This is a genomic window from Streptomyces sp. NBC_00322, assembly GCF_036147535.1.
Classification (GTDB): Bacteria; Actinomycetota; Actinomycetes; order Streptomycetales; family Streptomycetaceae; genus Streptomyces.
Map to the genome: position 1 here is coordinate 525,631 of NZ_CP108019.1, position 12,158 is coordinate 537,788.

Here is a 12,158-nt window from a genome sequence, read left to right on the forward strand (position 1 = left end):
GGGGACCTCTCGTACGGGTGGCTCGGGAAACGGCGTAGGGGGCTCCCACGGCGGCGCCGCTCGTCGGGAGCAGCCGCTCAGCGGGGTTCGTCGGGACCTCGACTGAGGCTCGGCTGAGGGGGGAGGGGTGTGGATCCGGCCCTGGGGTGTCGGGCGCGATATCGATAGCCGAATTATTAGCAGGAGACTGCGCCATTGTTAACGCATCTTGCGATAAAATTTCTACGAATCTATCGTTCAGTGGTCTCGCGAGGTGGTGCGAGACGCTTTCGCCCCTCCATCTCCGGTCGCCGCCGAGGTGGCTGATGACCAGGTCACGGGCGGAATACCGAACAGCCCCGGCCCCCGACCGTGCCGCCGCAGTCCCCGAGGAGTCCCGCATGAGTGCCGAACCGGAAACCGCAGACAAGCCTGCCGTCGTCGTCGCCGGAGACGCGCTGGTGGACCTCACCCCCACCCGCACGGCCGACGGTGCCACGGCCTTCCAGCCGTGCCCGGGCGGCTCCTGCCTCAATGTCGCCGCCGGCCTCGGTCGCCTCGGAGTCCCGGCAATGCTGCTCGCGCGCATCTCCGACGACTACTTCGGCGGCCTGCTGCGCGCGCACCTCGCGGCATCCGGCACCCGGCTCACCCATGTGCTGCCGACGTCCGACCCCACCGCCCTCGCCGCCGTGCACCTGCGCGAGGACGGGTCGGCCGCGTACTCCTTCCACGCGAACGGCGCCGCCGACCGCGGCCTGCGACCCGAGCACCTCGCCGCCCTCCCGGACGGGGGCACGCTGCCCCCGGGGGCAGCGCTGCACCTAGGCTCGCTGGGACTGCTGCTGGAGCCCCTGGCCTTGACCCTCGACGGACTGTTGCGCCGGGAGGCGGGCCGGCGGCTGGTGTCCCTCGATCCGAACGTACGGCCCGGCCTGGTCACCGACCGAGCCGCCTATCTCCGGCGGCTCGCCGAATGGGTGGCGCTCGCCGACGTGGTGAAGGCGAGCGACGAGGACCTGGCCTGGCTCCACCCGGGTGAGTCGTACGAGGCGGTGGCCGACCGCTGGCTCGCGTCCGGGGCAGGGCTCGTCCTGATCACGTTCGGGTCGCGGGGCGCCTGGGCCGCCGGACGCGACGCCCGCGTGCATGTGCCCGCCCCGGCGGTCGAGGTCGTCGACACGGTGGGAGCGGGCGACGCCTTCACCGCCGGGGCGCTCGCCCATCTGCACCACACCGGCCGACTCGACCGCGAAGGCGTCGACGGTCTCGGTGCCGGCGAGCTCGCCCGGCTGCTGTCGTACGCCGTGGAGATCGCGGCCGACACCTGCACCCGCGCGGGCGCCCAGCCGCCGTACCGCCGCGACGGCGTGCCGGCTTCGGCGTAGGGCCCGTGGCCCGGACCGTGCCGGGATCTCTCTTGATCCCTTTGTTGATCCCTTATGCGGGGGCGCCGGCGCGCGGGTCCGTCACGTCGTCGAGCAGTCCGACGGCGGTGGCAGCAAGCAGGGCCGCTCCCAATGCGGCACTCTCCTGCACGTCGGTCACCACGACCGGCCGCCGCAGAGCGTCGGCGAACATCTGGCTCCACACCTCGCTGTGCGCTGCGCCGCCGGTCAGCCGGGCCGCCGCCCCGGTGATCCGCAGCTTCGAGCAGAGCGCGTCGACGTGCCAGCGGTGATTGAGGACGACGCCTTCCATCAGGGCCCGCAGCAGGTGACCGCGGCTGTGCCAACCGCGCAGACCGAGGAACGTCCCGGACGTGGGCTGCGGGTGCGGGGAGCCGTAGACGAAGGGGTGGAACAACACCTCCGACGGACCGTCCAGGTGCGCCTCGACCTCTCGGCTGATCGCCTCGACGTCGCCGCCGCGACCGCCCGCGGCGTGGCCGTCGTACCGGCCTCGCTGACGCGGAGCCTTAACGACACCCCGACACGTGAGCCTTGTGTGCTCATGTCCATGACCTCGGGTGGGTTGGACTGCGGCGTCTCGGTCGATTCGGGCGGCGAGAGCTTGCGTGTAGGGGGCGAGATCAGCTCGCTCGCCAACCACAACATTCAACTCGCCAACTCAAGCGCTAAGCCTCATTCCGGCCTCGCAGTCTGTGTTTCCGGCTGGCGAAGATCGCCAGCCGTTCGTGACGTAGCCGTCAACTGCGTTGAACTTCCGCCCGGAGTTCCCGTTGCCGGAAGTACGCCGCCACGCCCCGCAGTACGGGGTCGACAACCGCGGTACGCATCGCTCCGGCCGAGGGCCGGCGTCCCCGTCCGCCACGGTGGGAATCGACAGCGGCCGCCACTCCCCCCGCCGCCGCGGTTGGGAATCTTCACCCGCCGCAGCGCCGACGGCGATGCTTGGCATCTAACCGATGCTGGGTGGCTTGCGTGTCATGGGGCCGTGGCGGCTACCCGCCGGATCTCAACACCGTTGATGGTGACGCCGGGAGCTGTCCAGTCGCCGGCCGGTGGGGTTGATTCGCGAGCTTGCTCCTCGTTCTCGAACAGGACGATCGAGAGTCCGCGGCCGTCGGCAGGCTCCAGCCAGTATCCGGTGATGAAGCCGGGAGCCGAGCGGACCCTCGGCAGGATGTCGTTCATCAGCGCAGCGGCTGCAGCCGGGGCCTGATCCGGGTCAATCGTCAATGTCACAAGAGCCGCGTGCATGAGCTGTCTCCGTTCTGCGGATTCCGTCATCAGTAGGACGTTGCTTCAGATCAAAAGTCATCGGCCTGGCGCCGGCCTGACGGACTTGGTGTCTTCCGCCCCCGGCGAGTGCCTCGTCGCGGCTTGGTGCCCCTTACGAGTTCCCCCGCGATTGAGACGGGGGGTGAAGCGGGCGATGGTGTGGTGCCAGCCCGCCCGATCGCCGTCCTGGCAAGATAGCGGCATGGAACGTGTGCTTGGAATCGGTGGATACTTCATGCGGGCCGTCGACCCGGCGGCCCTGAGCGCGTGGTATCGCGATTGCCTAGGCCTGGACGCCGATGAGAACGGCCTGTGGCGTCAGGGAGCCGGGCCGACGGTGTTCGCGACGTTCGAGTCCGAGACCGACTACTTCGGGTCCCGCGCCCAGCAATCCATGCTCAACTTCCGGGTCCGCGACCTGGATGCGATGCTCGCGCAATTGCGCGCCAAGGGAGCGGACGTGGCCAATGAAACGCAAGACATGGAGGGTGTCGGTCGATTCGGCTGGGTCACCGATCCTGAGGGCAATCGTGTCGAGCTGTGGCAGCCCGCCTGACCGCATCTTCACGCAGGCGGTGACGTACGGGTGGACCACAAAATACGCTTCACTGTTCACCGACCGACAGATCCCTGGATCCCCTCGTGCCACTGCCCGCCGGCGACGAGCCGCTCGCGGCAGAACTGAAACACCTGGTGAGCCGTAGCATCCTCACCGCATCCGAGCCGGGCCTCTTCGGCCAGCCGACGGCTATTCGACCCGCCTCACAGCCCACAAACAGTGGCTCGGAGTCGATGGGGTCGGTGTCGGCCTCGGCGAGGGCGGAGGGGGAGGATGCCGGACAGCATGGCCAGCTCCGTACGGCAGTTGACACCTCGAACACGGCACGTCAGAGTCCCGGCGTGAGCGAGACCAACGATCTGACGCCGGCCGAGGTGCGTGTATGGCGGGCCTTTCCGCGAGGCGAATCCGTGGATTTCCGCGCCGCCGAGAACGAGGATCCGGCCCTCGGCAACACGTGGGGCGCCGAGCGGACCGTACGGGCGAGTGTGCTGCGGGCGTTGCTGCTCAGGGCTCCGCAGGAGGAGGGGGAGATCGCCGCGCTCAAGATCACGGGGGCGCGGATCACCGGCGTGCTGGACCTGAAGTACGCCACGATCGGCGCCGCCATCCGGCTGAGCCACTGTCAATTCGACGGCGTTCCCGACCTGTACGGTGCCCAGCTGCGCCAGCTCAATCTGAGCAAGTCCGTTCTGCCGGGCTTGACCTCGGCGACCTTGCGGGTCGAGGGGGTGCTGCGGATGACGGACTGCCGTATGCGGGGGCCCGTGCGGCTCGGCGGGGCTCAAATCTCCGGGGCGCTGTTCATGGAGCGCGCGGAGTTCACGGCGCCGGACGACTCCGAGCCGGTGCTGCAGCTCAACCAGGCCACGATCGGGGACGACTTGTGGGCGCCAGAGATGCGCGCGCACGGACAGGTACGGCTCACTGGCGCCTCCGTCGCAGGGCGGATCAACGTTCAGGACGCCGAGTTCAACAAGCCTGATGGCACCGCGCTGGACGCACAGAACCTCAACGTGGGAGCCCATGTACGGGCGCGGTGCGTGCGAGCGCAGGGCCGGGTCGAACTCCGAGGCTCACGCATATCGGGCCGTCTCGACCTGCTCCACGCCCACCTGTCGCATCCGGGCGACACGGCACTGCGTGCGAGCAGTTGTGTCATCGGTGAACTCTGGCTGCGCAGGGGCGATCGCATCGAGGGCGCCGTGAATCTGCGGCGCTCTCAAATAGAGATCCTGACTCTTGAACCGGAGATGCTGCCGGACCAGATGTATCTCAGCAATCTCACGTACACCGTACTCACCCCGCACGAGCCCGCCGAACGCCGTCTTCCGATGCTGGAGCGGGACGGCGACCGGTATGAGCCGTACGGCTATGAGCAGCTGACGGCGGCATACCGCCACGTCGGTGACGACGACGCGGCCCGGCTCGTCCAACTCGCCAAGCAGCGACGCCGCCGCACCACGCTCACCTGGTACGGGCGGCTGTGGGGGTACATCCAGGACGCCACCGTCGGCTACGGCTTCCGCCCGTTGCGCGCGGCCGTCTGGCTGCTGTCCCTCGTGGCCATCGGATCGATCGCGTACGGCCTGGACCACCCACGGCCCATCAAGGCGGACGAGGCCCCTGACTTCAACCCCGTCTTCTACACCCTCGACCTGCTCCTGCCGATCATCAACTTCGGCCAGGAGCCGGCGTTCGCCCCTGATGGCTGGCACCAGTGGCTGTCGTACGCCCTGATCATCACCGGCTGGATCCTGGCGACGACGATCGTCACGGGCGTGACCCGTACGGTCAGCCGCCAATGACCCCCACGAGAACCCGCGAAATGCTCAGAGAACGTGCGCCGGGCGAGGAAATCGTGCTTGAGGTCGTCAGGGTGTCGGCCCCGTATGTCCGGCGCCGCCCACTGATCGGGGCACGGCCGCGGCGGTGTCGGCCAAGGTGCGCAGGACGGTCGCGCCGGCGAGCACCAGCGCTGAGACCGGCAGACTGGCCCATCGCGTCAGGTCGCGCTGCAGGTCCGGGTCCACTTCGATGGTCATCCGGACGTATCTGCTGTTCAGCGTGATGATTTTGGAGGACCGGGCAGCGACGTCCCCTGTGCGCTGCAATGCCGCGCGGTACCTGTCCTTGCGCTCCTTCATGCCTCTTCCTGACGCTTGATGAGTTCATCGGCAAGGTCCATGTACGCCGACCCCTTGGCCCGCACCGGACTTCCGAACGACTGGGCGTACAACTCGAGCCGCGCAATCTGGGTGTCCAGCACCACGAACCCCAACTCGGTGAGCGCCTCACGAGCGTCGGCGTCGGGGCCGGTGCGTGTGGCGTCGGGACGATTGGTCCGGTTCAGGAGGACTGCAGTGCGGCCCGGCTCGGCGCGCAGGGACTGGACGTCGTCCATCTCGGAGCGGATGGGTGCCATCCGATCCAGTTCGATGGGAGCGGGAGTCACCGGGACGATCCACTCACTCGCGTACCGCATGATGCTGCGGGCGATACGAGGATGGTCCTCCAACTGCGGCGCATCGAGCACCACAGCCTGCCGATTGCCCAGGAAGTCGTTCACGCGGCGGTGCACGTCACCCACCGGCAAGGCGATGACGGGAAACGGAAAGCCGTCGGCCAATTCGCTCCAGCGCAGTGCGGAGGCGGCTGGGTCGCCGTCGACCAGAAGCGGCGAGTAGCCCGACTCGTGAAGCGCGTGGGCCAGCCATACGGCACTGGTCGTCTTGCCGACTCCAGGCTTGAGATTCACAAAGGCACAGCTCAGCAGCATGGGAGCCAACGCTAACGGGCGTGATCGATTGGATGGGTTCGACGCGAGTGCGGGACTCCATGGTTCACTCGCAAGCAGTCAGGACCCGCTCTTCGGCCGGTGGTCGAGCCGCGCGTGCAGTGCCGCCGAGCAGGCCGAGACGAGCTGTGCAGGGGGCTGATTCGCGGTCGTGGGTGCCCGATCGTTGCCCGGTGTCCGATGATGGCCTCGTCATGCGTGGCCGGCTTGGGATGCGCTCGCTACGCCGCGACTAGCGAGGGGCACCGTCGTCAAGGGAGCGCCTGGCCCGCGACGCCCACCCCGAAGAGTGCTCGCTCCTGCGGTGGCTGAAGGCGTAGAGGGAGGCCGCCGAGACCCGGCCGGCCACCTTCACAGCGGCCGCCGACCCGAGCAACAGCAGGACTGGCAAGAGGCCAAGTGAGGCGCTCGTCAGATACTCCATGACGGCCGCGGCGGCACCGACGGTCAGGCAGACGGTGGCGAATCGGGCCCTGCGCCGGAACTCGGCATCGTGCTGGGCGGCGGCCGCTCCGGCGAGGGCGGTCACGGACCAGACAAGCCCCATCGAGGCCACCAGCGTGAGCCGCGAATCGGGAATGTCCACGAGGCGGCTGTCCGCGACAACGATCGCCCCGGCCGCCGCTACGACCGTGACGACATGGGCCAGCAGGCGCTGCGGCCTCGTCGCGTCCGGAGCCTCGGTCCGTGTCACCGGCCCCTCAAGGGAGAGCGGCGCGGGAGCGGGCCGTCCTGGTCGGCGGCCCAGGAACGGCAGCGCCGTGGCGCTCAGTAGTGCGGCGCCGGCCACCACGGCGTGGAGGTACGGGGCGGTCCCGTCGGGAAGAGCCGACGGGAACCAGGCAACGGCGGTGAGCACGCCGTACAGGCCGACGCACAAGGACGCCGTCCGTGGTCGGCACACGGTGTCGCAGACCAGGGCGAACAGTGCGAGGGCCAGGATCGACAGGGCCGCCGTCAGTGCGAGGCCGAGCCCGAGTCCGCCGGTGACCCCGTGCCACCACATCGTGTCGAGCTGCGCGGACCAGCCGGCACTGAACTCCTGCGTCGGAAGGAGCATGTATCCGGAGCACAGCCCCGCCCACAGGCCCCCGGCAAGGAACGCCAGCCGCCCCGCCAGCCTGCGGCCGCCGCGTACGCCACCCCATGCGACGACTGTGTGCCGGATTCCGAGGCCCAGTACGGCTCCGGCCGGGAGGAGCAGGGGGATCGCGAGCCAGGCGTACACGGGGCGGAGCGTGTCGATCTCCAGGAAGCCCCGTCGCAGCCCGATCATCATGACGTCGAAACTGCCCCCGAGCAGCAGGTTGATGGCGAACATGGCGACGCAGCCGGTCAACCCGGCTTCCCAAGCGCTGAGTTCGCCTGCCAAGGCAGGGTTCCGCAGGGCCGTCCTGCGGCGCTGGAGGGCGGGATGGGTGGCGAACGGCCAGCTGGTGCCGGCGCGCTCCGCCGGATCCGGTGCCGCAGGGGTCGTGTTGCCGGCGAAGGCGCGGATCGCCCCGACGGTGGGCGACCGCTGCGCGGCCAGGCCCACGAAGAACTCGTCCAGCTTCTGTCGGCGTTCCTCCCCCGTGCCCGATCCGGGGGGACCACTCACGGCGAACGCGTCGGCGTGCAGTTCCCGCGACTGGAGGAAGGTGTTGCGGGCCGCGTAGAGCGTGTAGGCGAGCAAGCAGAGATGGAAGGAGAGCTGAAGCAGGTACTCACCATCGCCGGCGTACCCTGACACGGCGAAGCAGAAAGTAATGGCGAGCAGGACGGTGAAGGCTCCCCACAACGCGGTGACGCCATGGGTGACGTCAAGGTCCCGGTGGCTGATGTGGCCGAGTTCATGGCGGATGATGACCTCGAAGGTGCCTGGATCCTCATCCAACAGCTTCTCCATGCCGCTCGCGAGCTCGATGTGCCGGCGCCGCCAGTGCCCGAAAGCCACCGCGTTCTTGGTGTAGTCGGAGGCGTTCAGCCACACTCCATGGACGGTCACTCCGGCGTCGTCCGCCTGCCGGTACACAGCGTCGGCAAGGTCGGGCCGGTAGCCGCGGGGTGTTCCGGAGCTTGCTGTGGGGTGCAGGCGGCGCAGACCACGGAAAAGGATCTGCTGATAGGGGCTGAGCCAGTACAGGACGAAGCCGCCGGCTCCCAGTACCCCTAGCGCGAGCCCGGCGCGGGACTCGCTCCGGTCCGCCGGCGGCGGGCACTGCTCCAGGAGGTACTGCTTCAGGGCGGGCGCATACTCATCCGGCACCGGTTGCGGGGGCCAGATCGGCGCCTGAGCGAGGATCTCGGCTTCCACAGAGGTCATCGGCAGGGACAGCTGGAACTGCCTCATCGCCCCCGGCCAGCACCGGCTGTAGACTTCCGTGGCCTTGTGGTGCCGACTGGTGGTGGCCGGGAAGGCGATCGTCATGGCCGCGGCCATCAGCGCGACACCGAAGAGGAGAGCCCGTACGACCACGCTAGAGCCTGGTCGCCGCTGGACCGTCTCCGTCTGGGTCTCTGTGCCCAGCCACGTGCTCGGTGTCTCCGCTCGGGTTACCCGGGGCTCCTTCCGCGTGCCGGTCCGCGTCGTCCGCGTCGTCGGCGTTGGGGCCGCCGGACCCCGAGGCCCCGGAAGACTGGAGCACGGTGGGCGGCGACGAGGAATGCTCCGGTGCCCCGTCCGTCGCCAGCATCCGTACGAGTTCCGCCAGCACGGAGTCGGCGACCTGCTGGGCCCGTTGCTCGGACACGTGGCGCAGGGCACCCGACAGCGCGGCCGTACGCCAGCGGGCCAGCTCCGCGGCGGTCGGTGCGGGCGCGGCGTCCGCCGGTCCGGCGGGCTCGGCTTCGGACCGCCGCCAACGGCGCGACACACGGCCGACGACGCGCGAGGTCAACCGGCTCACCAGCTCGGCCGACATCACCCCGATCACCCCGGCCGCCGCCGACAGCGCCGCGGGGGTCACTACCTCGGCCGCCAGCCCGAAGACGTCGACGGACAAGGGCCGACGGCTCCACAGCCGGGGGCGGAAGTGGCTCCGGGCGCGCTGCTCGAAGAGCGGCAGCTCCCCGGCGGCAACCTCGGTCACCACCTCCCTGGCGAGCGCCCGCGCAAGTCGACGATGCTCCCCGCTGTGCTTCCACGGGCTTTCGGACATGGCCGTGATGGACGGTGTCGGAGTCGTCATGAGTGTGCGTCAGCCCCCCGCTGAGTCGTTGCCCCTCCACGACTCCACAAATTCCGCAAATCAACGTATGTGTCGTCGCGCGTCTTCGAGTATGGACCCGCTGCCGCGAGCTGTCCGGCGATCGCCGAAGAGGCACCTTGCCCCCTGCCGTGCGGCACCTACTGCGACACCTGCTGACGGGCGTGCAGCGCACCCGCGCTCGTACCCAGCCGCGCCCCGAAGCCCGGAACGGAGTGCGATGGTGATGAGGTCTGGGCCGCGGGCCCACGTAGATGCTCCCGTAGGGTGCGCAGGTTGTCGTCCATGGAGAGGCGGTTCGGAACGTGGCACCCAGGGCAGAGACGCGTGAGCAGTTGGCGGGTGCGGCGCGGGCCGCGCTGGGCGGTGGGCGGCGGCTGGAGGCGGTTGAGCGGGTCGCGGGCGGTAGTAAGAAGGGCGTATACCGCCTGGTGATGGACGACGCGACGACTGCGATCGCCTACCTGTGGGACGACGCCGAGAACTACTGGCCGGCCGCCGAGGGAGACGACGACCTCGCCGACCCGTTCGCGCCCGGCCTCGGGCTCGACCTGTTCGAGGCCGCGCACGTGCGGCTGGATGCGCTCGGCGTCCGCGTCCCCGCGATCCGTCTCGTCGACCGCAACGGCGCCCACTGTCCCGCCGACCTCGCGATCGTCGAGGACCTCCCGGGCGAGAACCTGGAGGAACTGCTCGCGCGTGACCCGAGCGCGGCTGCCCCGGTCATGGCCCAGCTCGGGGAGGTGCTTGAGGCGATGCGGCGTCATCGGGCGCCCACGTACGGCAAAGTGGCCGCGGTCGACGGGGGAGGTACGTCGCGCGGGACGTCGTGCGAGGGGATCGTCCTGGACCGTGCGCTGCGGGACCTCGCCGAGGCGGCGTCGCGTGATCCGCGGATAGCGGGAGCCCGCGACCGGCTGGAGGGACGGCTGCTTGGTCTGGCGGCGGCGGTGCGGCCGCGCGCGGAGTACGCGGTGGTGCACGGCGAACTCGGGCCCGACCACGTGCTGGTGGACGCGGGCGGGAACCCCGTGGCGATCGACATCGAGGGCTTGATGTACTTCGACGTCGAGTGGGAGCACGTTTTTCTGCGGATCCGCCTGCACGACGCCTACCGGCCGCTGGAGGTGGACGGACTGGACGAGGACCGGCTCTCGCTCTACATGCTCGCGCAGCGTCTGTCACTGACGGCGGGTCCACTGCGGCTGCTCGACGGGGACTTCCCCGACCGGGCGTTCATGGCGGGCATCGCCGAGTACAACCTGAAGAAGGCGCTGGAACTGGTCCACACCTGAACGCCCGCGGGCGTCTCACCCTGCTGCACCACAGCGCCCAGCGGGCGCCGGGCGCTTTGGCGTCACACTTCCGGGACGACTTCCACGCGTGGCTGACTGCTCGGCGTGACGAACTGTTCGAGCTGATGGACGCGTTGCTGTGTGCGGGCGGGCCGGCTCGAGGAGCCAAGTGCCTGCTTGAGCTGTGCGAAGACCTGCTGGGCCTTCCCGTCCTCGTAGGCGGCCAGCGTCGAGTCGCCTCCCCAGATGGCGCCCTTCCAGTTGAAGACCTGGAAGACGACGGTGGATGTGCGATCCCCGCTGCGGATGTCGAGCATGGTCTGACAATCGGGGTCGGAGACCGGCGGGAAAGAGCGCCGTTCGGCCTCCGGCTGGGGGTCCTGCACCTCCATCCCGCCCTTGTACACTCCCGCAACCTCACCGTCCTTGAGGTGAGCGCCCTCAGCTGTGCCCTCGTCAAAGGTGCTACGGCGGCCTTGGCCGATGCCGTCGCTCGCGGTACTGCCGAGGCTGGTCGCGCATCGGGTTCTGCGGAACACCCGGAGGTCATCAGCGCCCCGGCAACCACAGTGACGAGTGCCGGCGTAGGCCGCAGCGCGCGGACGTACATGGATGTCCCCCCAAGGACTCTGTGCATGAGGACGCCGACGCTATCCGCGTCCAGTGGGCTATGACCAGGGACTTCCTGCGGAAGATCGAGAAAATCCAGCCGGGTCAGGCGCTGTCCGAGACAGCCCGGCCGACTGCCTCCGCCCCAACCGGATGTCCTTCTCTCAGCGCCCCGAGAACATCGACCTCAGCAAGTACGCAGCGCTCACCCTCAAGGTCCGCGCTCAGACACGCCGGCCGATCAGCTGATCCGGCAGGAGGCCGCCCCGGCCACAGGGGCCGGGGGGCCGGGTGGCCGGGACCGTAGCCGCGAAAGGCGTGACGACCGGTGAAGCTAACGAGACTCCACGCTGAGGATGCGGCCAAGCGCCTCGACGAGTGGCCCGGCGAGCGCGGCGCTTTGCCCGGCGTCTTCTGCGATCTCGACCGCCTCCAGCGCCCGGTCGCGGATCAGTACCGCCATCCCGTGCACCGTCGCCCAGGCGAGCAGGGCAATGTCGTCGGTGCCGATGTCGGGGCGTAGGTCCGTCCGGGCTTCATCCACCACCTGGACGAGCATCCCGAACGCCGCCCGTTTGCCGGCGAGCAGGGCCGGGTCGGCGGAGCTGAGCAGCTCCGGGCGGTACATCAGGTCGAACAAGGCCGGCTCGTCCTGCGCGAACCGCAGATACGCGTGCCCGGCGGCGACCAGCCGGTGCAGTGGCGATCCACCTCCGGTCACCACGGTGTCCAGCCGCGCGGCCAGGGCGGTGAAGCCATCCGCGGCGAGCGCGCTGAGCAGGCCGGCGCGGTGCGCGAAGTGGTGCTTGGGCGCCGCGTGTGACACACCCGCTCGGCGGGCCACCGCGCGCAGGCTCAGCTCGCCGACCCCGACCTGGGCCAACTCCGCGCGGGCGGCCGCGAGCAGTGCCGCGCGGCCGGACTGGTGGGCACTTTCGACGTCTGTGGTCATGTCCTCACACTTGCCCATCCCTTGACACTGTCAAGCTATCTCTGGTCGACTTGACAGTGTAAAGGTCAGTCGCGAGCCGACCGTACCGAACGGAG

General features: G+C 69.5%; 12 protein-coding genes. 4 read left to right on the forward strand and 8 right to left on the reverse strand.

The features are described from left to right. Positions 1-380 precede the first annotated feature (380 nt). The gene (locus tag OG905_RS02345; protein ID WP_328665901.1) at positions 381-1,367 is read left to right on the forward strand and encodes a carbohydrate kinase family protein; all 987 of its coding nucleotides are present in this window, start codon (positions 381-383) and stop codon (positions 1,365-1,367) included. A 52-nt stretch (positions 1,368-1,419) separates the two neighbouring features. On the opposite strand, the gene OG905_RS02350 is transcribed toward OG905_RS02345, so the two are convergent. Then, entirely contained in the window at positions 1,420-1,788 is a 369-nt protein-coding gene (locus tag OG905_RS02350) for an FGGY-family carbohydrate kinase (protein ID WP_328665902.1), read from the reverse strand. Positions 1,789-2,366: 578 nt separating this feature from the next. Further along, entirely contained in the window at positions 2,367-2,576 is a 210-nt protein-coding gene (locus OG905_RS02355) for a hypothetical protein (protein WP_328665903.1), read from the reverse strand. A gap of 289 nt (positions 2,577-2,865) precedes the next feature. Between OG905_RS02355 and OG905_RS02360 the strand changes: the two genes are divergently transcribed. Both OG905_RS02360 and OG905_RS02365 read left to right on the forward strand, forming a co-directional pair. Next, on the forward strand, positions 2,866-3,219 hold the full coding sequence (locus OG905_RS02360; RefSeq protein WP_328665904.1) for a VOC family protein: 354 nt from the start codon (positions 2,866-2,868) through the stop codon (positions 3,217-3,219). Between the two features lie 344 nt (positions 3,220-3,563). Then, positions 3,564-5,030 carry a membrane-associated oxidoreductase gene (locus OG905_RS02365; RefSeq protein ID WP_328665905.1) on the forward strand — a complete coding sequence of 489 codons (1,467 nt, stop codon included), beginning with the start codon at positions 3,564-3,566 and terminating at the stop codon, positions 5,028-5,030. A 66-nt stretch (positions 5,031-5,096) separates the two neighbouring features. Here the strand turns inward: OG905_RS02365 and OG905_RS02370 are convergent, their stop codons facing one another. The 4 genes from OG905_RS02370 to OG905_RS02385 all read right to left on the reverse strand — a co-directional run bounded on the left by OG905_RS02370 (position 5,097) and on the right by OG905_RS02385 (position 9,159). Beyond that, the gene (locus OG905_RS02370) at positions 5,097-5,369 is read right to left on the reverse strand and encodes a hypothetical protein (protein ID WP_328665906.1); all 273 of its coding nucleotides are present in this window, start codon (positions 5,367-5,369) and stop codon (positions 5,097-5,099) included. Further along, on the reverse strand, positions 5,366-6,001 hold the full coding sequence (locus OG905_RS02375; protein ID WP_324975132.1) for a ParA family protein: 636 nt from the start codon (positions 5,999-6,001) through the stop codon (positions 5,366-5,368). Before OG905_RS02375 ends, OG905_RS02370 begins: the two co-directional genes overlap by 4 nt. Before the next feature lie 250 nt (positions 6,002-6,251). Next, positions 6,252-8,477, reverse strand: a complete 2,226-nt coding sequence (locus OG905_RS02380) for a M48 family metalloprotease (RefSeq protein ID WP_328665907.1) — start codon at positions 8,475-8,477, stop codon at positions 6,252-6,254. Between the two features lies 1 nt (position 8,478). Continuing rightward, positions 8,479-9,159, reverse strand: coding sequence for a hypothetical protein (locus OG905_RS02385; protein WP_328665908.1), 681 nt, complete (start codon positions 9,157-9,159; stop codon positions 8,479-8,481). A 353-nt stretch (positions 9,160-9,512) separates the two neighbouring features. On the opposite strand from OG905_RS02385, the gene OG905_RS02390 reads away from it, so the two are divergent. Beyond that, on the forward strand, positions 9,513-10,502 hold the full coding sequence (locus tag OG905_RS02390; RefSeq protein ID WP_328665909.1) for a phosphotransferase family protein: 990 nt from the start codon (positions 9,513-9,515) through the stop codon (positions 10,500-10,502). Between the two features lie 62 nt (positions 10,503-10,564). On the opposite strand, the gene OG905_RS02395 is transcribed toward OG905_RS02390, so the two are convergent. Both OG905_RS02395 and OG905_RS02400 read right to left on the reverse strand, forming a co-directional pair. After that, complete coding sequence (locus OG905_RS02395) at positions 10,565-10,894, reverse strand: hypothetical protein (RefSeq protein WP_328665910.1); 330 nt, start codon at positions 10,892-10,894, stop codon at positions 10,565-10,567. A gap of 551 nt (positions 10,895-11,445) precedes the next feature. Beyond that, on the reverse strand, positions 11,446-12,063 hold the full coding sequence (locus OG905_RS02400; RefSeq protein WP_328665911.1) for a TetR/AcrR family transcriptional regulator: 618 nt from the start codon (positions 12,061-12,063) through the stop codon (positions 11,446-11,448). Positions 12,064-12,158 lie beyond the last annotated feature (95 nt).